The sequence below is a fragment of the Streptomyces sp. NPDC006711 genome, assembly GCF_042869775.1.
Lineage (GTDB): Bacteria > Actinomycetota > Actinomycetes > Streptomycetales > Streptomycetaceae > Streptomyces.
Window position 1 is genome coordinate 23,315 of sequence record NZ_JBIAGO010000006.1, and the last position, 20,959, is coordinate 44,273.

The 20,959-nt window shown below is 72.6% G+C and carries 22 protein-coding genes; 11 read left to right on the top strand and 11 right to left on the bottom strand.

Going from position 1 to position 20,959, the window contains the following annotated elements; genetic code table 11:
- Positions 1-31: 31 nt before the first annotated feature.
- Positions 32-1,015 carry an EamA family transporter gene (locus ACFYM2_RS14625; RefSeq protein ID WP_359005741.1) on the top strand — a complete coding sequence of 328 codons (984 nt, stop codon included), beginning with the start codon at positions 32-34 and terminating at the stop codon, positions 1,013-1,015.
- 190 nt (positions 1,016-1,205) lie between these two features.
- Entirely contained in the window at positions 1,206-2,216 is a 1,011-nt protein-coding gene (locus tag ACFYM2_RS14630; RefSeq protein ID WP_388836728.1) for a DMT family transporter, read from the top strand.
- A gap of 36 nt (positions 2,217-2,252) precedes the next feature.
- Here the strand turns inward: ACFYM2_RS14630 and ACFYM2_RS14635 are convergent, their stop codons facing one another.
- Positions 2,253-2,924 carry a pyridoxamine 5'-phosphate oxidase family protein gene (locus tag ACFYM2_RS14635; RefSeq protein WP_388836288.1) on the bottom strand — a complete coding sequence of 224 codons (672 nt, stop codon included), beginning with the start codon at positions 2,922-2,924 and terminating at the stop codon, positions 2,253-2,255.
- Positions 2,925-2,959: 35 nt separating this feature from the next.
- Between ACFYM2_RS14635 and ACFYM2_RS14640 the strand changes: the two genes are divergently transcribed.
- Positions 2,960-4,300 carry an aminotransferase class I/II-fold pyridoxal phosphate-dependent enzyme gene (locus ACFYM2_RS14640; protein WP_359005735.1) on the top strand — a complete coding sequence of 447 codons (1,341 nt, stop codon included), beginning with the start codon at positions 2,960-2,962 and terminating at the stop codon, positions 4,298-4,300.
- Here ACFYM2_RS14640 and ACFYM2_RS14645 read toward each other — a convergent pair.
- Complete coding sequence (locus tag ACFYM2_RS14645; protein ID WP_388836731.1) at positions 4,294-5,265, bottom strand: DMT family transporter; 972 nt, start codon at positions 5,263-5,265, stop codon at positions 4,294-4,296. The two genes, ACFYM2_RS14640 and ACFYM2_RS14645, sit on opposite strands and share 7 nt — an antisense overlap.
- 74 nt (positions 5,266-5,339) lie before the next feature.
- Between ACFYM2_RS14645 and ACFYM2_RS14650 the strand changes: the two genes are divergently transcribed.
- On the top strand, positions 5,340-6,242 hold the full coding sequence (locus tag ACFYM2_RS14650) for a LysR family transcriptional regulator (RefSeq protein WP_388836292.1): 903 nt from the start codon (positions 5,340-5,342) through the stop codon (positions 6,240-6,242).
- Between the two features lie 15 nt (positions 6,243-6,257).
- Here ACFYM2_RS14650 and ACFYM2_RS14655 read toward each other — a convergent pair whose 3' ends face one another.
- A complete protein-coding gene (locus tag ACFYM2_RS14655; RefSeq protein WP_388836295.1) occupies positions 6,258-6,734 on the bottom strand; it encodes a pyridoxamine 5'-phosphate oxidase family protein in 477 nt (158 codons plus the stop codon).
- Positions 6,735-6,870: 136 nt separating this feature from the next.
- On the opposite strand from ACFYM2_RS14655, the gene ACFYM2_RS14660 reads away from it, so the two are divergent.
- The gene (locus ACFYM2_RS14660) at positions 6,871-7,521 is read left to right on the top strand and encodes a cysteine hydrolase (protein WP_359005726.1); all 651 of its coding nucleotides are present in this window, start codon (positions 6,871-6,873) and stop codon (positions 7,519-7,521) included.
- On the opposite strand, the gene ACFYM2_RS14665 is transcribed toward ACFYM2_RS14660, so the two are convergent.
- From ACFYM2_RS14665 to ACFYM2_RS14680, 4 genes are all read right to left on the bottom strand, one after another.
- Positions 7,508-7,972: a Rieske (2Fe-2S) protein gene (locus tag ACFYM2_RS14665; protein ID WP_388457090.1), complete on the bottom strand. Its 465-nt coding sequence runs from the start codon at positions 7,970-7,972 to the stop codon at positions 7,508-7,510. The genes ACFYM2_RS14660 and ACFYM2_RS14665 overlap by 14 nt on opposite strands.
- Before the next feature lie 162 nt (positions 7,973-8,134).
- Positions 8,135-8,902 carry an FAD:protein FMN transferase gene (locus ACFYM2_RS14670; RefSeq protein WP_388836298.1) on the bottom strand — a complete coding sequence of 256 codons (768 nt, stop codon included), beginning with the start codon at positions 8,900-8,902 and terminating at the stop codon, positions 8,135-8,137.
- A complete protein-coding gene (locus tag ACFYM2_RS14675; RefSeq protein WP_388457087.1) occupies positions 8,895-9,338 on the bottom strand; it encodes an FMN-binding protein in 444 nt (147 codons plus the stop codon). Before ACFYM2_RS14675 ends, ACFYM2_RS14670 begins: the two co-directional genes overlap by 8 nt.
- Positions 9,339-9,351: 13 nt before the next feature.
- Entirely contained in the window at positions 9,352-10,716 is a 1,365-nt protein-coding gene (locus ACFYM2_RS14680) for a ferredoxin reductase family protein (RefSeq protein WP_359005789.1), read from the bottom strand.
- Positions 10,717-10,885: 169 nt separating this feature from the next.
- On the opposite strand from ACFYM2_RS14680, the gene ACFYM2_RS14685 reads away from it, so the two are divergent.
- Complete coding sequence (locus ACFYM2_RS14685) at positions 10,886-11,620, top strand: response regulator transcription factor (protein WP_359005714.1); 735 nt, start codon at positions 10,886-10,888, stop codon at positions 11,618-11,620.
- On the top strand, positions 11,617-13,041 hold the full coding sequence (locus ACFYM2_RS14690; protein ID WP_388836301.1) for a sensor histidine kinase: 1,425 nt from the start codon (positions 11,617-11,619) through the stop codon (positions 13,039-13,041). The genes ACFYM2_RS14685 and ACFYM2_RS14690 overlap by 4 nt, the downstream gene beginning before the upstream one ends.
- A gap of 22 nt (positions 13,042-13,063) precedes the next feature.
- Here the strand turns inward: ACFYM2_RS14690 and ACFYM2_RS14695 are convergent, their stop codons facing one another.
- The 4 genes from ACFYM2_RS14695 to ACFYM2_RS14710 all read right to left on the bottom strand — a co-directional run bounded on the left by ACFYM2_RS14695 (position 13,064) and on the right by ACFYM2_RS14710 (position 16,504).
- Entirely contained in the window at positions 13,064-15,097 is a 2,034-nt protein-coding gene (locus ACFYM2_RS14695) for an ABC transporter ATP-binding protein (protein WP_388836304.1), read from the bottom strand.
- Positions 15,094-15,627 carry an NUDIX domain-containing protein gene (locus tag ACFYM2_RS14700; protein WP_388457081.1) on the bottom strand — a complete coding sequence of 178 codons (534 nt, stop codon included), beginning with the start codon at positions 15,625-15,627 and terminating at the stop codon, positions 15,094-15,096. Before ACFYM2_RS14700 ends, ACFYM2_RS14695 begins: the two co-directional genes overlap by 4 nt.
- A complete protein-coding gene (locus ACFYM2_RS14705) occupies positions 15,624-16,067 on the bottom strand; it encodes an NUDIX domain-containing protein (RefSeq protein WP_388836307.1) in 444 nt (147 codons plus the stop codon). Before ACFYM2_RS14705 ends, ACFYM2_RS14700 begins: the two co-directional genes overlap by 4 nt.
- 230 nt (positions 16,068-16,297) lie before the next feature.
- Complete coding sequence (locus tag ACFYM2_RS14710) at positions 16,298-16,504, bottom strand: hypothetical protein (protein ID WP_359005700.1); 207 nt, start codon at positions 16,502-16,504, stop codon at positions 16,298-16,300.
- 1,275 nt (positions 16,505-17,779) lie between these two features.
- On the opposite strand from ACFYM2_RS14710, the gene ACFYM2_RS14715 reads away from it, so the two are divergent.
- The 4 genes from ACFYM2_RS14715 (at position 17,780) to fabG (ending at position 20,944) form a co-directional block, all read left to right on the top strand.
- Positions 17,780-18,004: a hypothetical protein gene (locus tag ACFYM2_RS14715; protein ID WP_388836734.1), complete on the top strand. Its 225-nt coding sequence runs from the start codon at positions 17,780-17,782 to the stop codon at positions 18,002-18,004.
- Positions 18,005-18,704: 700 nt separating this feature from the next.
- On the top strand, positions 18,705-19,619 hold the full coding sequence (locus tag ACFYM2_RS14720; RefSeq protein ID WP_388457075.1) for a HipA family kinase: 915 nt from the start codon (positions 18,705-18,707) through the stop codon (positions 19,617-19,619).
- A complete protein-coding gene (locus ACFYM2_RS14725; RefSeq protein ID WP_359005694.1) occupies positions 19,616-19,999 on the top strand; it encodes a DUF3037 domain-containing protein in 384 nt (127 codons plus the stop codon). The genes ACFYM2_RS14720 and ACFYM2_RS14725 overlap by 4 nt, the downstream gene beginning before the upstream one ends.
- 183 nt (positions 20,000-20,182) lie before the next feature.
- Positions 20,183-20,944: a 3-oxoacyl-ACP reductase FabG gene (gene fabG, locus ACFYM2_RS14730; RefSeq protein ID WP_388457073.1), complete on the top strand. Its 762-nt coding sequence runs from the start codon at positions 20,183-20,185 to the stop codon at positions 20,942-20,944.
- Positions 20,945-20,959: the final 15 nt, after the last annotated feature.

A 20,959-nucleotide genomic window follows, 5' to 3' on the forward strand; every position in this document is an offset into this window, starting at 1 on the left:
CGGTCCTGACCCGGGCTGCCATGATGTGCCGATGCACGCGTCTCAGGGGAGAAGCGCCGGCCTGGGACTCGCCCTGGGGTCGGCCTTCGCATTCGGTGGTTCCGGTGTGGCGGCCAAGCCGCTCATCGAAGCGGGGCTCGACCCGCTGCACGTGGTGTGGCTGCGGGTGACCGGGGCCGCGCTGGTGATGCTCCCGGTGGCCTGGCGCCACCGTGCCCTGGTGCTGCGCAGACCCGCGCTGCTCGCCGGATTCGGACTGCTGGCCGTCGCCGGGGTCCAGGCCTGCTACTTCGCCTCGCTCTCCCGCATACCCGTGGGCGTGGCCCTGCTCGTCGAATACCTCGCGCCCGCGCTCGTTCTCGGCTGGGTCCGGTTCGTGCAGCGCAGGCCCGTGACCCGGGCCGCCGCCGTCGGTGTGGTGCTCGCCGCCGCAGGCCTCGCGAGCGTCGTGGAGATCTGGTCCGGGCTGAGTTTCGACGCGCTCGGACTGCTGCTCGCCCTCGGCGCCGCGTGCTGCCAGGTCGGCTACTTCGTCCTGTCCGACCAGGGCGGCGCGGACGAGGAGGCGCCCGACCCCATCGGCGTCATCGCCTACGGCCTGCTCGTCGGCTCCCTCCTTCTGACCGTCCTCGCCCGCCCCTGGGGCATGAAGTGGTCCGTCCTTGGCGCGGACGCCGACATGAACGGCACCCCGGTTCCCGCCGCGCTGCTGCTGGCCTGGATCGTGCTGATCGCGACCGTGCTCGCGTACGTCACCGGCGTCGTCTCCGTGCGCAGGCTCTCCCCGCAGGTGGCCGGTGTCGTCGCCTGTCTTGAGGCGGTGATCGCGACCGTCTTCGCCTGGGTCCTGCTCGGCGAGCACCTGGGCGCGCCGCAGATCGCAGGTGGCGCGGTGGTGCTGTGCGGCGCCTTCATCGCCCAGTCCTCTACGCCCAAGGCGCCCTCGGGGCCGATCGCGTGCGGCGGGCCGGCCGGGGCCGAGGGGGAGTTGTCGGCCGGGCGCTCCGCCGCCTAGGGTGGCGATCATGCCGATGACCGTACTGCCGCCTCCCGCCGCGTAACGCGGGCGGCCGCACCTCCTGACGAAGACCCTGCTGGGGCTGTCGCCCAGCGGCTCGTCGCTGCCCGCGCACCCGATGCCGCGACCAGCCAGCCGTCTTCCTCATCGGAGTACGTACGTGTCGAACTCGTCGACGGGCCCCGCCATGGGCCCCTCCACCCCGCTGCCCGTCGGGCGCGGGCTCCTCTACCTCGCCTTCGCCGGATTCGCCTGGGGCACGGCGGGCGCCGCCGCAGCCCTGGTCTTCGGCGCCAGCGACCTCGGACCGCTCGCCCTGTCCTTCTGGCGCTGCGCGGGAGGTCTTGTCCTGCTGCTCGGCGCGATGGCCCTGCGCCGTCGCCCCGCACGCCCCGCCGCACCCGCACGCCCCGGCGTGTCCGCCGCCGCTGCCATATCCGCCACGCCTGCGACCCCGCGCGACCCCCGACGCCGTCGGCTCCTGCGTGTCCTCGGCAGCGGCATCGGCCTGATGATCTTCCAGAGCGCCTACTTCGCGGCGGTCGAGGCGACCGGTCTCGCCGTCGCGACCGTGGTGACGCTCGGCGCGGGCCCCGTCCTCATCGCGCTCGGCGCCCGCCTCGTCCTGGGCGAGCGGATCGGCGGGCCCGGCGTCGCGGCCGTCGCCGGGGCGCTCGCCGGGCTTGCCGTGCTGTGGGTGGGCAACGGCGGCGGCACGGTCAGGCCCGCCGGGGTCCTCCTCGCCCTGGTGTCGGCCGCGGGATACGCCGCCATCACCCTGCTGACCAGGTGGCTCGGCCGCGAGGGCGGCGCGGGGGACCCGTCGGCGACCACGGCGTGGGCCTTCGGCGTGTCCGCCCTCTGCCTGCTGCCGTTCGCGGCCGGGGAGGGCCTGCTGCCGCACACCGGGGAGCCGGTGCGCGTCGTCGTCCTGCTTCTGTACGTGGCCGCCGTGCCGACCGCGCTCGCGTACGCCCTCTACTTCGCGGGAGCCGCCGTCGTCCGTTCCGCGACCGTCTCGGTGATCATGCTCCTGGAGCCGGTCAGCGCGGCCGTGATCGCCGTGTCGGTGCTCGGCGAACGCGTCACCGCGGCGACGGCGGCGGGCACCGCGCTGCTGCTCCTCGCGGTGATCGGGCTGGCGGCGGCCGAGACGAGGCAGGCGGCGAGGGACCGCCGCGAGACGGTGGCGCTGTGAGGGGCGCGAGGCGGGCCCCGGGGTGAGCCGGGGGACTCAGCGCGCGGTGAGGTAACCGGGCACGGCCACCGCGGGGTCGAGGCCGTCCGCCGGGACGGGCGCGCCGTAGGCCGGGGCGAGCGGCAGCACCCCGGCCCAGTACGGCAGCCCCAGGTCCTCGGCGTCGTCGTTCGGGCCACCGGCGCGCACCTTGGCCGAGACCTCGTTCAGGTCGAGGCTGATCACGGCCGTCGCGGCCAGTTCCTTCGCGTTCGGCGGGCGCGTGTCGCTCGAGCGCCCCGGTACGACGTGATCCACCAGCGCGTCGAGCGCGGTCAGCCGCTCCTGCGGGTCGGTGACCTCGTGGGCGGTGCCGTGCACCACGACCGAGCGGAAGTTGATCGAGTGGTGCATGGCGGACCGGGCGAGCACCAGGCCGTCGACATGCGTGACCGTCAGGCAGACCTCCAGGCCGGGGCCGGCCTGGCCCGCCGCGCGCAGCGGGCGCGAGCCGGTGGAGCCGTGTATGTAGAGCCGTTCCCCGACCCGGCCGAAGAGCGTGGGCAGCACGACGGGGGCCCCGTCACGGACGAACCCCAGGTGGCAGACGTACGCCTCGTCGAGGATGCCGTGCACGAGGGCGCGGTCGTAGGAGGTCCGGTCCCGGTAGCGGGCCGGTACGGTGCGGTCCGTGGACGCGTAGGGCGCGGTGGCCGGGCTGTCCGCCATGGCGTTCTCCATTGCACTAGTGCATAATGTCGTTTGTGCTAGGAGAATATCGGATCACAGGACGTCGCGCATCGGAGATTGCCGAGAGCGTGGAGCTCGCGGTGGGCGCCGGCGAGCTCGAACCGGGTCAACTGCTGCCTCCGCTGAGGGAGTTGGCGACCGAGCTCGGCGTCAATCCCAATACCGTCGCGGCCGCCTACCGGCTGCTGCGCGACCGGGGGGTGATCGAGACGGCGGGCCGGCGCGGCAGCCGGGTGAGGCCGAGGCCCGCGAGCAGCGCCCGCGACCTGATCCGGGTGCATGTGCCCGACGGCGTACGCGACATCGCCGACGGCAACCCGGATCCGGCGCTGCTGCCGCCGCTCGGCGACGCGCTGGCCGCCGCCGCCCGCCACAACGCGCGACAGCCGGGCCGCTACCTGTACGGGCAGGAGCCCGTGGTCGAGGACCTGGCCCGGCTCGCCCGCGCCGCCTTCGACGAGGGCGGCGTGCCGGACGGGCCGATCGGCGTGCTCTCGGGTTCGCTCGACGCCATCGAGCGCGTGCTCACCGCGCACCTCAAACCCGGTGACGCGGTGGCGATCGAGGACCCCGGCTGGGGCGCGATGCTCGATCTCGTCCCCGCGCTCGGACTGCGGCCCGAACCCATGCCGCTCGACGACGAGGGCCCCCTGCCCCAAGGGCTCGAACGCGCCGTCGCGGCGGGCGCGCGGGCGGTGGTGATCACCTGCCGCGCCCAGAATCCGACCGGCGCGGCCGTGAGCGCGGCCCGCGCCCGGGCCCTGCGCGAGGTGCTGGCCGCCCACCCCGGCGTACTGCTCGTCGAGGACGACCACGGCCACGGGATGGTGGATCTGCCCCTGCACCCGGTCGCCCCCGCCACCGGACACTGGGCGTTCGTGCGCTCCGTTGCCAAGGCCTACGGTCCCGATCTGCGGCTCGCGCTGCTCACCGGGGACGCCGTCACCCTGGACCGGGTGCGCGGCCGTCAGCGGCTGGGGCCCGGCTGGGTCAGCCGGCTGCTCCAGGGGGCCCTCGTCGATCTGTGGACGTCGGGCGCCGTCGATCCGGAGCGGGTCGCGCGCTCGTACCGCGAACGCCGCGAGGGCTTGCTGCGGGCGCTGCGTGAGCGCGGGGTCGCGGCGCGCGGCCGCAGCGGCTTCGTGGTGTGGGTGCCGGTGCCCGACGAGACGGGGGCGGTGGCCAGGCTGCTGCACGCCGGCTGGGCGGTGGCTCCCGGGGCCCGCTTCCGCATGGCGTCCGAGCCCGGGGTGCGGCTCACCGTGTCCCGTCTGGAGCCCGAGGACATCGGGCCCCTCGCGGACGCCGTCGCCGCCGCGATCGGGCCGGGTTCGGGACCCCGTTCCCGCTACTGAGCCCGTCGCCGCGCGCGCGGCCGGCTCTGGGTCAGGGCCGCGCCCGCCAGGACGACGGCCGCGCCGACGGGGGTGTTCCAGCTGAGGTGTTCGCCGAGGACCGCGACGCCCGCGGCGGTGGCGATCACCGGGATGAAGTAGGTGACCATCTGCGCCGTGGTCGGACCGACTTCGGTGACCAGGCCGTACTGGAGGAGCACCGCGAGCCCCGTGCCGAGCGCGCCGAGGGCCGCGACCGCGAGCAGCGGCACGAGCGGGAAGGACCTCGGAAGGCCCGCGAACAGCGGGGTGACCAGGGCGAGTTGGAGCGTGGCGAGACCGAGCTGGGGTCCCGTCAGGGACAGGCTGGAGTATCCGCTGCCCGCAAGGGTGCGGCGCACATAGATCCAGCCGACCGGGTAGCAGAGCGAGGCGAGCAGCGCCATCGCCGTGCCGCGCGCGTCCAGACCGCTGAAGCCCTGCCAGGCGCCGAGGACCGTGAGCACCCCGAGGAAGCCGAGGCCGAGGCCAGCGACCCGGCGGCGGGTCGGACGGTCCTCGGAGAGCGCGACCAGGGACAGGGCCATGCCCCACAGGGGCGAGGTGGCGTTGCAGATGCCGGCCAGGGTCGAGGGGATCGTGAGCTCCGCGTACGCGAACAGGGAGAAGGGCGCGGCGTTCAGGAACAGCGCCGCCACCGTCAGATGCAGCCAGGTCCGGCGCCCGCGCGGCAGCCGCTCGCGCTTGACGGCCATCACCGCGGCGAGCACCAGGGTGCCGAAGAGGAGCCGGCCGAAGGTGACCTGGAACGGTGCGTAGCCCTGGGTGCCGACCTTGATCAGGAGAAAGCTGAAGCCCCAGATCAGCGAGAGCGCGGCGAACCGCACGCGCCAGTCGAGCGCGGCGCCACGCCCCGGCGCGGAGGCCGGGGCGTGGCGTGGGGCGAGGGAAGCGGAGGAGGGGCGAGGCGGCGTGGCGGTGCTCATGACGACCACGATGAGGCCCAGGACCGCGTAGTACAAGCGAAATTTCATCACGGTGATCGGTTAGCATCGCTTACATGTTGAATCTGGAGCGCCTGCGCACCCTCGACGCGGTGGCCCGGCACGGCTCGGTGGGCGGCGCCGCCGGCACCCTGCACGTGACCACGTCGGCCGTCTCCCAGCAACTCGCCAAGCTGGAGCGCGAGGCGGGCCAGCCGCTGCTCGCGAAGAACGGGCGCGGGGTGCGCCTCACCGACGCCGGCCGGCTGCTGGCCGAGCACGCCGCCCGCATCCTCTCCCAAGTGCAGGTGGCCCAGGCCGAGTTGGAGGAGCAGCGCGGCCGGGTCGTCGGCGAGCTCAGGATCGCCGGCTTCGCCACCGCCGCCCGTGGCCTCTTTCCCGCCGCCCTCGCCGCGCTGCGCGCCGCACACCCCGACCTCGCCGTCCGCTCCGAGGAGCAGGAGGCCGAGGAGTCGGTGGGGAGCGTGCTCCTGGGCGATCTCGACCTCGCGCTCGTCCTCGACTGGTACAACAAACCGCTCCCGCTGCCCCCCGGGCTCGCCAAGCGGGCGGTCCTGGACGACCTCGCGGACGTCGCCGTGCCCGCGAACCACCCGCTCGCCGGACGCGACGCGGTGGGCCTCGAAGAGTTCGCCGAGGACGAGTGGATCACCTGGCCCGAGGGTGAGTTCTGCTACGAGTGGCTGATGTTCACGCTGCGCGGCAAGGGCATCGAGCCGAGAGTCGCGCATGTGGCCCGCGAACACGCGACGCAACTCGCCCTGGTGGAGGCCGGGTTGGGGGTCAGTGTCGCGCCGCGTCTGGGCCGGGGCCCCGTGCCCGACGGGGTGCGCCTGGTGCCCGTACGGGACGCCATGAGCCGCCATGTGTACGCGGTCTGGCGCGCCGACGCCGACCGCAGGCCCTCGATCAGGGCGGCGGTCGACGCGCTGGTCGCGGCGGGGGAGCGGCTGGCCTGACCCCGCGCGCCCGGGCTACCGCCGGAACGCGCCCCCCAGCTTGCGGAAGTCCCAGGACACGATGGTGTCCGGGGCCAGCCGCAGCCAGGCGTGCCGCCCGTCGTGGACCATCTCCGCAAGGCCGAAGTTCTTCACCGCGAACAGCCGCTCCACTTCGGTGAGTTCGGGGCACGGAAGACCGGTGCGCGGCGCCTCGCCGACCGGGACGACGCTGCCGCTCAGCTCCACACCGCGCAGCTGTCCGTACTCCGTGCCGTCGTCCACCACGACCGCGACGCGCGGGCCCTTGCCGAGCTGCGCCCAGCGGCGGCTGCGCGTGATCGAGTACAGCCAGAGCGAGCCGCCCTGCCAGACGTACCAGAGCGGCGCGACATGGGGCCTGCCGTCGGGCGAGACGGTGGCGACCCGGCAGGTGCGCGCCTCGGCGAGGAAGGCGTCGCGCTCCTCGTCGGTCATCATGATCCGGCGGCCCCTGCGCTGTGCGGCGGTCATGACGCCTCCCCTTGTGCGCGCCCAACGGCGCTCTCCGACAGGCATACTGACGGTGCGTCAGAAATGATGGCGTGCCCTTCCCCCCGCGCGCAATGGCCCTTCCCCCCTCACGCAATGGCCGTTAGCCTCCCGCGCCATGGCGACGAAGGAACTCCTCGCACGGCTCCTCGCTCCCGCCTCCACGGCACTGCTGACCGTCGAGTGCCAGCAGGGCGTGGTCGGGCCGGACAGCGCGCTGCCCGAACTCGCGGCGCAGGCACGGCAGTCGGGGGCACTTAGGCAGGTGGCGCGGCTCGTCGCGGGCGCACACGAAGCGGGCGTCCAAGTGCTGCACGCGGTGGCCGAGCGCCGCCCCGACGGACGTGGGTCCGGCCGCAACGCCCCCCTGTTCCGCGCCGCCGAACGACTGCCCGTGCAGCAGTACGCCGGCTCCCGCGCGGTGCGCGTCGCCGAGCCCATCGAGGTCGCGGACGAGGACATCGTCGTACGCAGGCTGCACGGTCTGTCGCCCGTGTCCGGCACGGAGGTGGACGCCCTGCTGCGCAATCTCGGCTGCCGCACCCTGATCGTCGCGGGCGTCTCGGCGAACGTGGCGATCCCCAACGCGGTCTTCGACGCCGTCAACCTCGGCTACACGGCCGTGGTCCCCGCCGACGCGATCGCGGGGGTGCCGGCCGACTACACCCCCGCGATGATCCGGCACACCCTGGCCCTGGTCGCCGCGGTGACCACCACCGACGACATCCTGGGCTGCCTCCGGGCGGCGGGCCGCGTCACGCCAGCCTGATCGAGTCCCCCTCCACCGAGATCGCGGCGGCGGGCAGCGGGGACGGCGCGGGGCCGGCCTTCACGCTGCCGTCCGCCACGCCGAACTTGCTTCCGTGGCAAGGGCAGTTGATGGTGCCGTCGGACACGGACGACACGGCGCAGCCCTGGTGCGTGCACTTCGCCGAGAACGCCTTGAACTGTCCGGCGCTCGGCTGGGTGACCACGACGCCCTCCTTGGCGAAGATCTTCCCGCCGCCCTGGGGGATGTCGGCCGTCTTGCCAAGGACGCTCCCGCTGCCGCCTGCCTGGCCGCCGCCGTCCCCGGCGGGCTTGGCCCCGCTGTCCTTGGCCGCGCTGTCCGAGCCGCCGCACGCCGTGAGCGCGGCGGCGAGCCCGGCGGCTCCGACGCAGGCGATGACGGTGCGGCGCGCCGGTACCTGGCCCGGTACGGACTGCGATGGGGTGCTCATGCTGACTGTCCTCTCGACGTACGACGCGTGACTGCGACGGGGAGTACGGGAGTGGGGCGCGGGGCGTTCAGCGCGGGGGTGACGTTCCCGGCGGCCCGGCCGGCCGGGGGGCGTGCCTCGGACGCCGGCCGGACCGGGGCCGGCGGACAGCCGCGCCGTGCCTCATGACCCGTACCTCGCGAAACCCGAGGTCTGCCACCGCTCGCCGTCGGGCAGGACCGCGAGGGCTTCGTACCCCTCCAGGCCCTCCAGCCACTCCCGGGCCCCGTGCCCCCGGGCGAAGGCGGCCGTGGCGTAGGTGTCGGTCGAGGTCAGGCTGGGGCCGACGACGGTGAGGGAGGCGAACGCGGTGACGGGGACGCCCCGGTGCGGATCGACGATGTGGGCGCCGCGCTCGGCCGTTCCGGAGGTGGCCACGGCCAGGTCGTGGTGGGCGGTCACGACGGTGGCGAGTTCCCCGGCCCGCAACGGGTGGGCGACGCCGACGCGCCACGGCGCGCCGGGAGCCGCCCGGCCGCTGATGGCGAGGTCGCCGCCGCCGTTGACGCAGGTGTGGCGCGCCCCCGCCGCGCGCAGCAGCCGGGCCGCCGCCTCGGTGGCCCATCCTTTGACCAGCCCGCACGGGTCGAGGGAGCCGGCGGGCGTCACGCTGAAGTAGCCGTCGCTCTCGCGCTCCGCCCGCGCGCACAGGGCCAGCACCTCATGGACCTCGGGCGGGCAGTCCTCGAGGGCCGTCTCGCCCCGGCCGAGCCGGCTGATGTGGCTGTCGGCCCGGTAGGGCGAGAACACGGCGTCCACCCGGTGGAGCCGGCGTACGGCTTCGGCCAGCGCCCGCCGGATGGCCGGGGTCGGGCGGTCCCTGATGTCGAAGGAGAACACGGTGCCCATCACGTGCTCGACATGGCGCAGCCCGGCCGGGGTGTCAGGCATGGGCCTGGTCCAGGGCGCTCTGCAAGGACTGGATGTATCCCTGGCTGGTGTAACTCGCGCCCGAGACGGCGTCGATGGCCGCGCTCTGGGCGCCGATCGCCTCCTGGGTGAGGCGCGGCAGCGCGTAGGCGGCGATGCGCTGGTCGCGGCCGTTGCCGTCCGGCGCCCGCAGCACGTCGACGGCGGTGATTCTTCCCTTGTCCAGGGTGACGGCGACCTGCACGGGTCCGTACTCGGTGTCGACGGGGTCCCCGGTGAAGGTGCCCGTCCCGGTGGGCGCTCCCGCCGTCGCGCCCGACGGGCCGGGCGCCGTGGCCACGGCACGCGACGGGGTGCGCGCCAGCGCGCCGACGGGGGCGTTCTGGTGGGGTTTGAGGGCGAGCAGCGTGACGATCAGGGCGCTGGTCCCGGTGGCGGCGACGATGGCGCGGCGCATGGCGTGGTCCTCCTCAGAACGCGAACGACTCGTGGTGGATGCGACGGGCCGGCACACCGGCCTCGCGCAGGGCGCCGGTCGCCGCCCGCGTCATGGCGGGCGGCCCGCACACATAGACGTCGTGCGCGGCGAGACCCGGGACCAGGGCGCTCAGCGCCCGGGCGGTCAGCGGCGACGCCCAGCCGGCCGGCTCGTCCACCACGTAATGGACGACCGCCCGCCGGTGGGCGGCTATCGCGTCGATTTCGGCGCGCAGGGCGAGATCGTCGGCGCGCCGGGCCCGGTAGATGAGGGTCACCTCGCCCGGCAGCGTCTCGAACAGGGCCCGCAGCGGCGTGATGCCGACGCCCCCGGCGAGCAGCAGCACCCTCGGCGCGGTGCGACGGCTCGCGGTGAAACTCCCGTACGGGCCCTCCGCCCACACCCGGGTGCCGGGCGCGAGCCGGGCGAGAGCGGCGCTGTGGCCCCCGGCGCTCTTCACGGTGATGCGCAGCTGCCGGGGGTGCGCGGGGGCCGAGAGCGAGTAGGGACTCGCGGTCCACCACAGCCCCGGGGCAAGGAAGCGCCAGCGCAGGAACTGGCCCGGCCGGGCGCCCAGTTCGTCCAGGTGCTCACCCGTGAGATGGACGGAGACCACGCCCGGGGCCTCGGGAACGACGGCGGTGACCCGCATCCGGTGGCGAAGCCCGCGCCGCACCGGAACCACGAACCGGTACCAGGCCAAAAGGGCTGCGACACCGAGGAACAGCGCGTACCAGGCCAGCTGGGCGGAGCGGTTGGCCACGAAGTCCGCCCCGTTGGACAACTGGTGGCCAAAGGCGAGGAAGACGGCCAGATAGGTGGCGAAATGGAGGTAGTGCCAGGTCTCGTAGCTCATCCGGCGCCGGGCGGCACGCGCCGAGAGGACCCCGGTGGCCACGAACAGCAGGAAGCCGATGGTGCCCTTGAGCAGGTCGGGGTAGCTCAGGACGAGCGAGGAGGTCTGGCTGACCACATCGGTGTGCGAGGCCAGCGCGTACCCCCAGATGATGAGCAGGGTGTGGGCGAGGATCAGCGACACCGTCCAGCGCCCGCCCAGCGCGTGCCAGCGGGCCAGCCGGTCGGTGCCGACCGTGTGGTCCAGCAGCGGCACACGCGCCATGAGGGCGAGCAGCACCGCGCAGGCGTAGCCGGCCAGCAGACCCGTGATGCGGCCCGCGCCGGTGAGCCAGCCCGCCGGGCCCACCACCGCGTTCGTGTCGCTCCACCACAGCGCGAGCACCCCGGCGGCGCCGGCCCCGATCAGGGCCACCACCGCCACGGGCAGCGCGCCGCGGCGGGCGCGCCGGTGATCGGTCCGGTGGCTCGTGCGCGCGGAGCCGGTGATCGCGGTCGTCATCCGCACCTCCCAGTCGGGCCCGTCGGGGCGGGCGGCGGCCAGCCTCACAGCCCAACCTCTGTGGATCCTCTGAATCGGCCCTCAAAGCCCTGTTCAGCGGCGATTCAGAGGAAACTCAGAGAAACGGGCGCCCCGGCGCAGGGCCGCGCCGGGAGATGCTGGAGACACCATGGACCCATCGCGCACCCCATCCCCGCTGCACCGCCCCGACGGCGAGCCCGTGCGGATCCTCGTCGTCGACGACGAACCCGATGTCACCGACGTACTGGCGGCCGTCGTGACCGGCGAGGGCTGGCAGGTACGCACCGCCGCCGACGGCATGAGCGCGCTCGCCGCCGCTCGTGACTTCCGGCCCGACGCGGTGATCCTCGACTGGATGCTGCCCGACCTCGACGGGCTGCGCGTCCTCAGCGCCCTGCGCCGCGAGGCACCCCGGGTGTGCGTGCTGTTCCTGACCGCCCGCGACGCCGTCGAGGACCGCGTCGCCGGCATCACGGCGGGCGGCGACGACTACGTCACCAAGCCCTACAGCATCGAAGAGGTGCTGGCCCGCCTGCGCGGCCTGCTCAGGCGGGCCGGCATGAGCGCCGAGCCCAGCACCCACCAGCTCACCGTCGGCGAGCTCGTCATGGACGAGGACGCGCGGGAGGTCCACCGGGCGGGCGTCCCGGTGGAGCTGTCCCGTACGGAGTTCGAACTGCTCCGCTTCCTGATGCGCAACCCGCGCCGCGTGCTCTCCAAGGACCAGATCCTCGACCGGGTCTGGGCCTACGACTTCGGCGGCCGCGCCCACATCGTCGAGCTCTACATCAGCTACCTGCGCAAGAAGATCGACTCCGGGCGCACGCCGATGATCCACACCGTGCGGGGCGTCGGCTACGTCCTCAAGCCGGACACCCCATGAGGCGGCTGCCGCCGCGCACCCTGCGCGGCCAGCTCACCGCCGGCCTCGTCGTCCTGCTCGCGCTCGCCTGTCTCGCCGTCGGCGTCACCACCGCGCTCGCCCTGCGCGGGTTCCTGCGGGGCCGCCTGGACGAACAACTCACCGCATCCGGCGGCCGGTTCGCGGCGAGCCTGGAACACGAGGCCACCCCCGACGCCGACAACCGGCCCGACACCCGGGGGCAGGCCGACGCCACCTTCGGCGCCCGGCTCCTGGACGGCCACGTCACCCAGGCCGGGATCGTCGACAACGCCACCGACCGATCGCTGCCCCTCACCGCCAAGGACCGCCGCGCCCTGGCGGCCGTCGCGCCGGACGGCCACGGACACAGCCTGCGCCTGTCCGCCGTCGGCGCCTACCGCGTCATGGCGTTCCGGGGCGACGACCAGGACGTCCTCATCACGGGCCTGCCCCTGCACCCCGTCGAAGAGACGGTCCACCGTCTCGAAGCGGTCGAGGCCGCGCTGTTCGGCGGCGCGCTCCTGGTGACGGGCGTCGCGGCGGCCCTGTGGGTACGCGTCCGGCTGCGCCCTCTGCAACGGGTCACCGCACGCGCCGCCGAGGTCGCCGGACTGCCGCTGGCCAGCGGCGACATCGCGATGCCCGCACCGCTCGCGGACACCGACCCGGACACCGAGGTCGGCCAGGTCGCCAGCGCGCTGAACCACATGCTCGGCCACGTCGAGGACGCCCTGGTGCGCCGGCAGGCGGGCGAGCAGCGGCTGCGCAACTTCGCCGCCGACGCCAGCCACGAACTGCGCACCCCCGTCGCCAACATCCGGGGCCACGCCGAACTCGCCCTGCGCCACCACGGTCCCCTGCCGCACGAGGTCCGCCACGCCCTGGAGCGCATCGACGGGGAATCCCTGCGCATGACCCGCCTCGTGGACGATCTGCTGCTCCTGGCCCGCCTCGACGCGGGCCGCCCCCTGGAACAGGAACAGGTGGATCTGACGCTCCTGATCCTCACGGCCGTGGACGACGCGCGGGCCACCGGCGCGGGCCACCGCTGGCTCCTGGACCTGCCCGAGGACCCGGTCGTCCTCACCGGCGACGCCCACCGCCTCCAGCAGGCCATCGGCAACCTCCTCGCCAACGCCCGCACCCACACGCCGCCCGGCACCTCGGTCACCCTCACCCTCACGGCCGGCCCCCAGGAGGTCTCGCTCACCGTCGCCGACGACGGACCCGGCATCCCCGAGGCCCTGTTGGGGGAGGTCTTCGGCCGCTTCGTCCGCGCCGACCACGCCCGCTCCCGCACCACCGGCAGCACGGGCCTGGGCCTCGCCATCGTCCACGCCGTCACCACGGCCCACGGTGGCACCATCACCGTCACCAGCCGCCCCGGCCACACCGCCTTCCGCATGACCCTCCCCAGCTGAACAGCAGGGCCATGTCTCTTCGTCATGACGGGGCGGCCTCCTCGGTGTTCGCGTGCGCCGCAGGGCGGGGGATGTCGCCCGTCGTGGTCGGCCGGTACTGGGCGGCCTGGAGTTCGTACAGGCTCCGGAAGACGCCCGGGCCCTGGTCGGAGAGCAGTTCGGTGAAGGTGCCGCTCTCGACGACGCGTCCCTGGTCGAGGACGTGGATGAGGTCGGCGGTGCGCACCGAGCCGAGGCGGTGGGTGATGAGGATGACGGTCTGGCCCTCGTCGGCGAGGCTGCGGAACTCGTCGAACAGCTTCTGCTCCGCCTTGGCGTCCAGGGCGGAGGTCGGCTCGTCGACGATCAGGACTTCTCCGCCTCGGAAGTGCGCGCGGCCGATGCCGAGGCGCTGCCATTCGCCGCCGGAGGGGTTGTGTCCGCCTTTGTAACCCCGGGCGAGGAGGGTCTTCCAGCCGTTGGGCAGTTCGGCGACGACCTTTTCGGCGCCCGCGTAACGGGCCGCGCGGTCGCGGCGCTCGGGGGTGGCGGGGATGTCGGAGCGGCCGATGCAGATGTTGACCTCGGCGGTGAAGGGCCAGCGGTAGAAGTCCTGGCTGACCATGGCGATACGGGAGACAAGTTCTTGGCGGTCAGCAGCGCGGGTGTCCACGTCATCCCACAGGATTCGGCCGGTGTCGGGCTGGTAGAGCCCCGCAAGGAGCTTCACCAGCGTTGACTTACCTGAGCCGTTCTCCCCGCACAGCGCGACGATCTTCCCGGTGGGAATGGTCAGGTCGACGCCGTCGAGCGCCCGCTTGCCCTGCTCCGCCGCCGAGGGCTCCGCCCCCGAGGAGTCCTCCTTGCCGGGGTAGGTGAACACCACGTTCTCGAAGCGGATCTCGCGCGGCTTCTCTGGCAGCGCCTGCCCGCCGACGGGGATGGCCCGCGCGGTCGCTTCCGCGCACAGCTCATGCAGGTCGGCGACGAACAGGCTCTCCTCGTGGCAGTAGTTGATCTGGAGGACGAGGTTGGAGAGGCTGGCGGACCCGGCGCGGATCGCCAAAATCGCCGTACCGCCGACGGACAGCGGCATCGTCCCGGTCCACAGCAGCCAGCCGAGCGTGGCATAGGCGGCGGCGGTGGCAAGGCCCGTCCAGCCGGCGGCGATCAGCCCGGTGCGCGCCGCGAGATGGGCCAGCCGGTGCTGCTCCGCCTCCTGGTCCATCGACATCTGCCGGAAGTGGTGCAGGAGATACGGGCCGACGTGGTGGACCCGGATCTCGGCGGCGGCCTCGTTGGACATGAGCAGGCGGCTGATCAGTTGCCCGGCCCGCGAGTGCTGGACCCAGGTCTGGAACGAGGCGTAACGACGCCGGGCCACGGTCAGGGCCGCCCACGAACTGGGCACCGTCATCGCGATCAGCAGGACGATCAGCAGCGGGTGCAGGACGGCCAGTACGCCGGCGGCGGCGACCAGGGACATGAGGCCGGAGACGATGTTCTGCACGTACTTCACCAGACGCCGCGCGGAGCCCGCCCCATAGGAGGCGCTGTCCAGGAGGCGGTGGAACTCGTCATCCTCGATCGCCGCCAGCTCGACCGCCGCCGTGTGCTGGAGGTACTGCTCGGTCGCCACCCGCTCGACCTTCGGCTCCAGGCGCCCGGTCCCGGCGGTGGAGGCCGCCCGCAGCACCGCGCCCACCGCGGCGGTGGCGGCGGCCGCGATGATCGCACCGCTCGCCGAGGTGAGACGCTGGGCCGTGGTGCCGCCGGTGAGGAGGTGCGCCAGGGCCTGGTTGACGGCGATGAGACCGATGGCCTGGCAGATACCCCGGCCGATCTCGGCTCCGGCCACCAGACGCAGCGCCTGCCGGTCGGCCTGCCAGGCCAGCTTCACGGTGAGCGCGATCAGCCGGGGGAGCCGCACGAGCATGGCCCGCAGGTCGAGTTCGAGGAACGCCTCGTCGTGCTTGTTCCAGCCCAGGTCGTACCGTAACGACCCGCCGAACAGAGCCTCCTCCGACGAGGACAACGGCTGCCCGTCGAGGGCCTTCTGCTTCCGCTTGAGCTTCACCGTCCGACACCCCCAGTCGTACGCGGAGCGGGCAGCTCTTCCAGGTAGGCGGGGGCTGCCTCGATGCCCGCCGCGGCCCGGGCGGCGGCGGTCAGCAAGCGGCCGTTGGTCGCGTCCATCACCCCCGGCGTGGCGGTGGCGACCGCCGGGTCCCACCAGGCCCAGTCGAGGAGTTCGCCTTCGGGCACCCGGATGTCGTCGAGAGCGTCGGGACTGATGGTGGCGGCGAAGACGAACAGGTGGCAGGCGAACGGGGTGTGGGCATAGGCGCCGTTGCGGCCAAGGGGCAGCCACTGCACGACGAGAAGCCGGCCCGCGCTGACCGTGACGCCGGTTTCCTCACGGCCCTCGCGCTCGCAGCACTCGCGCGGTGTCTCACCCCCAAGCGGACCGTCGTCGGCCTTGCCGCCGGGCATGACCCAGTGGCCGGTTCCGGCGTGGTGAACGAGCAGCACGTGGTTGTCAGGGCGCTGGATGAAGGCCGCGGAGGCTGAGCCGACCATGACGCGTGCGGGCTTGATCGCCTTCATGCCGCCCACCCCATGGCGGCGAACGGGCGCCCGGCAGCGATGGAGGTCAGAGCTACCGCGGTGTAGTCGACGAGCGGCGAGGGCAGGGCCGCGTAGGGGTGCCACTCCAGGGCCGTGTGCCGGTCCGGTTCACAGATCCGCGGCGTCCCGCTGTACGACAGCACACGGAAGAACAGCTGCATGCGAGGAACGCCGGCGACGGCGTCGCGGTAGTGCAGGACGTGGACGAGGCGCAGGTCCTGCGGGTCGATCTTGACGCCGAGTTCCTCTTCAGATTCCCGCACCGCGCAGGCGGTGGCCGCTTCCTCTTCGAGATCTCCGGCGGGGACGTGCCAGGAGCCGGGGGCAAACGGGGACTCGGGGGAGCGCCGCTGAAGCAGGACGTGTCCGGATTGCTCGAACAGCAGGTGTACGCCGACGATGTTGGGCTGGGTTCGCACGGGGGCTCCTCCGGTGGCATCAGTGCGGACAGGTGCTCGGAAAACTCGCTGTGCCGGTCATGCGTAACGGTGAGAGCGGAGCGAATACTCGCTCGAACGTTCTATAGGGCTCTGGCGGCCGGTAGTGCCGGGCCATGGCACCGTGATCTTGGGTTCGAATCACTCCTGGGGGCCCGGCCACCCGATCCGGTGATTGCGTTTCCTTGATCGCGAGGGGGCTGTGGCGGGGATCAACGACTCGCTCGGCATGCCTCGTACCGCGCGATGGCCTCTTCTGTTCCCGGGGCGGTGACCAGCTTCGGGACGACTGCGGCGGGGAACCAGTGCGGCATGATCCCTTCGGTCAGCGGGAGCGCGTGAGCGTCACCGTCCCACCGTGCCCAGAACACGACGACCTTGCCGGGTTTGCCCCCCAGGTCGTGGATGTCGCCGACCATGAGCCGGTGGAATTCCAGGCTCAGTCCGCGTGTCTCAGGCGGAACGAGGCACCGTTGGCTCTACTCCTCCGGCCAGTTGTGGTAGGTGAGGCCACCGGGCTGAGTGAGGCTGCCGGTCAGGCCCGCGGCGGGGTACGGGATCTGGTTGTCGGGCAGCTGGTGCTCGGCGAACCAGCGCAGTGCCAGGCACTTGACGGGTTTCTCGGTTGGTCACGCCCCCCGCGTACTTGGTGGTCTCGAAGAAGAGGCCGATGCGGTCGGGTGTGCCGTCGCCCTGGTGGTGCATGACGGTGTGGAGAAGCGTCATGGTCTCGGGGTCGGCTTCGAGGCCGGTCTCTTCGAGAAGCTCGCGGGACGCCGCCTGGGCGGGGGGTGTCGTTGTGTCCGCGTTCGAGCTTGCCGGAGGGCAGGTGCCACTGGCCGTAGCCGTCAGCGCCGCCGCGCTGGGAGAGCAGGATTTCCTGCCCGTTGCGGACGATGACGTGGACGTCCGTGATGGGCGCCGTGACAGGGGAGGTGCTGGTGTCGCTCATGGTCTCGGATTCTCTAACTCGGCTGTGGGAGAGTCGTTTTGACGGTAGCGCCGGCGCTGGGTACGGCGTGGGCGATCGCCTGCGCGACGCCCTCTGGGGTGAGGCGCGTGGTATCGATCGTCGTGGTGCGGTAGCCGAGACGGCCGAGGTTCACGCAGGGTGCTTTTGGGGGCCGAGTTCGAAGCGGTGTGGGTGCCGCGTTCTTCCCGCCGGGCGTGGATCGCATCGGGGTCGGCGATGAGGATGACCGCGAGGTCCAGGATGGCCAGGTCCTGGTTCATGCTGAGCAGGGGCCACCGAGTGTCTGCAAGAATCCTGCGGCGTCATACGGACCGACTCCAGCCCGTGGCGCTACTGGCCGCCGTCGCTCTGACCCGTTGACCGCTCCGACACCAGCCGCCGCCGACACTCCTGAACTGGCCACGTCCACGCTGGATTTGCCGCCCGGCGCCAAGACTTCCACCGTCGCTGACCTCAGGGATGCGTCCGCCCGTGAACATATGGAACCTGCCGGACGGCCGTGACGGAGCCCATTCCTCGCGAAAACCCCTGGTCGGCGGGGAGGACTGGGCTACGGCAAAGGCAGTGGTACAAGGTCGCCGGCGTGCCCCGAGTGCGGGACCGATCCTTCGGCGTCTTGGAGAATGCCGAGGCGTGGCTCCGTCGGGCAGCCACGGAGGAGGAGCGAGGCGAGTTCGTGGACCCGCGCGACGGGTCCATCGCCTTAGCTGACTACATCGCGATGCACTGGGCGTCGGGCAGAGGCAGAGTTCCGAAGACCTGGGACGATCAAGAGCGGAGGGCGCGACTTCGCATCATTCCGCCCCTGGGTCAGCTCCCGCTCAGGAGCATCACGGCGGCGGATCTGCGCGCGTACGTAGCCGCGTTGGGGATGACCGTCGCCTCGGTCGACTCCAGCGCGACATCCTGTCCGAGCTCTCCTCCATTTGGGGGCGGCCGTCGATGACAGGCGGCTCGCCAGCAACCTCATGCACGTCAAGTCCGTGCGGTGGGCCCAAGGCACCGTTGGAGCGGCGCGAAGCTTGGCCCTTGGAGAGGGCGCTGCGAGTCCGTGACGTCATCAACCCGCGCAACCGGATAGCTGTCGTGGTCGGTCTGGGGTGCGGTCTCCGGCAGGGCGAGCTGGGCGGGTTGAGCCCTGGGGACATCGACTACGCGCGGGGCGTGCTTCATGTCCGGCGCCAAGTCCAGGCGATCCATGCCCGAGGGGCAGGGGGGAGGAAGTTCTCGCTGCTGCTTACTACGCGCTTCGGTAGCGCTGTCGCGGTGAACACGTGAAACGCCTACATCTGGGAGCCCGCCTCGGCTGCGGCCGGCGTTATCCCGCCGCGGGGGAAGGGGGCTGAGGGCTGGCCTTGGGCGGCGGCGCCGCAGGTGGCGGCTTCCGCGTGCTGCGGCATATCTGCGCCTCGCTGATGCTGGACACCGGAGAGTCCGTCGTGACCTTGGCGTGGGGCTCGGACACCTCTCCCCGGCGATCACCCCCGGTTACGATGCTTACTTCATGCCCGAGGCGGGGAGCGAGGGGCGTACTGCCCCAGACCGCCCCAGATTCTCCCCAGGGATGTCGAGGGGTGATCCCCCTGGTGGGCCTTGCGGGAGTGGACCGTTGATTACAAGGCTGAAGAGATGGATGGCCTGGGAAAATGTTGAATGAGGTCGTTGCGACCCGCTATGTAACGCCGCTGCGTGAGGGTGGCTCGCTCCCCGGCATTGTCGAGGCCGACGACTGCGGAACGTACGTCATGAAGTTCACCGGGGCCGGGCAGGGGCGTAAGACGTTGGTGGCCGAGGTCATCTGCGGGGAGCTCGCCCGGCGGCTCGGGCTGCGGGTTCCGGAGCTCGTCGCCATGCAGCTGGACCCGGTCATCGGGCTGTCCGAGCCCGATCAGGAGGTGCAGGAGCTCCTGAAGGCCAGCGGTGGGCTCAACCTCGGCATGGACTACCTGCCCGGCTCGCTCGGTTTCGATCCGCTCGCCTACCAGGTGGACGCGGCCGAGGCCGGCCGGGTCGTCTGGTTCGACGCGCTGATCAACAACGTCGACCGCTCGTGGCGCAACCCCAACATGCTGGTGTGGCACGGCGATCTGTGGCTCATCGACCATGGCGCCACCATGATCTGGCACCACAACTGGCCGGGAGCCGCCGCCTCCGCCGCCAAGCCCTACAACGCCTCCGACCACGCGCTCGCGCCCTTCGGCCCGGACATCGCCGCCGCCGCAGCCGCCCTCGCGCCCCTGGTCACCGAGGAGTTGCTGAGCGAGGTCACGGACCTGGTGCCCGACGAGTGGCTGGTCGACGAGCCCGGATTCGAGACCACCGCCGCGCTGCGCCGCGCCTATGTCGAGCCGCTGCTGACCCGCGCCGCGACCATCCACGAGCGGATCACCCTCGGCGCCCCCACCGCCACCAGGCCCTCGCGGGCACCGGGCTGGCTCACCGAGCCCAGCAAACCGTGGCCACACCCCACCAAGCACAGCGGCAAGAGCCCCACGAGCTCCGGCAAGAGCCCCGCGAACCCCGACAACACCGCGAACCCCCAGAAGGACGCCGACCGTTGAGCAAGCGCGATGTCTTCGAGTACGCGCTGCTGCGCGTGGTGCCGCGCGTCGAGCGCGGCGAATGTTTCAACGCGGGCGTGCTCGTCTATTGCCGCGCCCATTCCTACGTCGCGGCGCGCACCCATCTGGACGAGGCCAAGCTGAGGGCGCTCGACCCGGCCGCCGACGTGATCGGCGTACGGGCCGCGCTGCGCGCCGTCGAGGGGGTCTGCGGCGGCGGTGACGAGGCCGGGCAGGCGGCGGGTGACGACGCGGGCCGGCGCTTTCGCTGGCTGATCGCGCCGCGCTCCACGGTCGTCCAGCCGGGCCCGGTGCACACCGGTCTCACGACCGATCCGGCGGCCGAGACCGAGCGGCTGCTCGACCTCCTGGTGCGCTGATCACCACGCTGATCACCACCTTGCTCACCACGCCGGTCACCACCCTTTCGCGGGTGTGACATGCGCCGAGCGGCCCGGGGGCCGTTGACACCGCGTGCCAGGGCTTCTAGCGTCTCGTCTGCTGAAGCTACTAAGCGGTTGCTCAGTGACTGAGGGCCGCGGATCCCAGGCGAGGAGAACAGCATGTCCACCACCGAGCAGCGTGTCGCCATCGTGACCGGGGCGGCGCGGGGCATTGGCGCCGCGACCGCCGTCCGGCTGGCCGCCGAGGGCCGGGCCGTCGCCGTACTCGACCTCGACGAGGCGGCCTGCAAGGACACCGTCGACACGATCACCTCGGCCGGCGGCCGGGCCATCGCGGTCGGCTGCGACGTGTCCGACAGCGCCCAGGTGGAGGCCGCCGTGGCCCGCGTCGCGGCCGAGCTCGGCGCGCCGACCATCCTCGTCAACAACGCCGGGGTGCTCCGCGACAACCTCCTCTTCAAGATGAGCGAGTCGGACTGGGACACCGTGATGAACGTGCACCTCAAGGGCGCGTTCCTGATGGCGAAGGCCTGCCAGAAGCACATGGTGGACGCCAAGTGGGGCCGCATCGTGTCGCTGTCCTCGTCCTCCGCGCTCGGCAACCGGGGCCAGGCCAACTACGCCGCCGTCAAGGCCGGCCTCCAGGGCTTCACCAAGACCCTCGCCAAGGAGCTCGGCAAGTTCGGCATCACCGCCAACGCGGTCGCCCCTGGCTTCATCGTCACCGAGATGACCGCGCAGACCGCCGCCCGGGTCGGCATGGGCTTCGAGGAGTTCCAGGCCGCGGCCGCCACCCAGATCCCCGTCCAGCGCGTCGGTCACCCGGCCGACATCGCCAACGCGATCGCCTTCTTCACGAGCGACGACGCGGGCTTCGTCTCCGGCCAGGTCATGTACGTGGCCGGCGGCCCGCTCAACTGAGGCCAGGTGCGCGCG

What these genes read in the sequence shown, in the direction of transcription:
- ACFYM2_RS14625 (WP_359005741.1), top strand. Translation starts at nt 32, where the DNA reads ATGCACGCGTCTCAGGGGAGAAGCGCCGGCCTGGGACTCGCCCTGGGG.
- ACFYM2_RS14630 (WP_388836728.1), top strand. Translation starts at nt 1,206, where the DNA reads ATGGGCCCCTCCACCCCGCTGCCCGTCGGGCGCGGGCTCCTCTACCTC.
- ACFYM2_RS14635 (WP_388836288.1), bottom strand. Translation starts at nt 2,924, where the DNA reads ATGGCGGACAGCCCGGCCACCGCGCCCTACGCGTCCACGGACCGCACC.
- ACFYM2_RS14645 (WP_388836731.1), bottom strand. Translation starts at nt 5,265, where the DNA reads ATGAGCACCGCCACGCCGCCTCGCCCCTCCTCCGCTTCCCTCGCCCCA.
- ACFYM2_RS14650 (WP_388836292.1), top strand. Translation starts at nt 5,340, where the DNA reads ATGTTGAATCTGGAGCGCCTGCGCACCCTCGACGCGGTGGCCCGGCAC.
- ACFYM2_RS14655 (WP_388836295.1), bottom strand. Translation starts at nt 6,734, where the DNA reads ATGACCGCCGCACAGCGCAGGGGCCGCCGGATCATGATGACCGACGAG.
- ACFYM2_RS14660 (WP_359005726.1), top strand. Translation starts at nt 6,871, where the DNA reads ATGGCGACGAAGGAACTCCTCGCACGGCTCCTCGCTCCCGCCTCCACG.
- ACFYM2_RS14665 (WP_388457090.1), bottom strand. Translation starts at nt 7,972, where the DNA reads ATGAGCACCCCATCGCAGTCCGTACCGGGCCAGGTACCGGCGCGCCGC.
- ACFYM2_RS14670 (WP_388836298.1), bottom strand. Translation starts at nt 8,902, where the DNA reads ATGCCTGACACCCCGGCCGGGCTGCGCCATGTCGAGCACGTGATGGGC.
- ACFYM2_RS14675 (WP_388457087.1), bottom strand. Translation starts at nt 9,338, where the DNA reads ATGCGCCGCGCCATCGTCGCCGCCACCGGGACCAGCGCCCTGATCGTC.
- ACFYM2_RS14680 (WP_359005789.1), bottom strand. Translation starts at nt 10,716, where the DNA reads ATGACGACCGCGATCACCGGCTCCGCGCGCACGAGCCACCGGACCGAT.
- ACFYM2_RS14685 (WP_359005714.1), top strand. Translation starts at nt 10,886, where the DNA reads ATGGACCCATCGCGCACCCCATCCCCGCTGCACCGCCCCGACGGCGAG.
- ACFYM2_RS14690 (WP_388836301.1), top strand. Translation starts at nt 11,617, where the DNA reads ATGAGGCGGCTGCCGCCGCGCACCCTGCGCGGCCAGCTCACCGCCGGC.
- ACFYM2_RS14700 (WP_388457081.1), bottom strand. Translation starts at nt 15,627, where the DNA reads ATGAAGGCGATCAAGCCCGCACGCGTCATGGTCGGCTCAGCCTCCGCG.
- ACFYM2_RS14710 (WP_359005700.1), bottom strand. Translation starts at nt 16,504, where the DNA reads ATGGTCGGCGACATCCACGACCTGGGGGGCAAACCCGGCAAGGTCGTC.
- ACFYM2_RS14715 (WP_388836734.1), top strand. Translation starts at nt 17,780, where the DNA reads ATGCACTGGGCGTCGGGCAGAGGCAGAGTTCCGAAGACCTGGGACGAT.
- ACFYM2_RS14720 (WP_388457075.1), top strand. Translation starts at nt 18,705, where the DNA reads ATGTTGAATGAGGTCGTTGCGACCCGCTATGTAACGCCGCTGCGTGAG.
- fabG (WP_388457073.1), top strand. Translation starts at nt 20,183, where the DNA reads ATGTCCACCACCGAGCAGCGTGTCGCCATCGTGACCGGGGCGGCGCGG.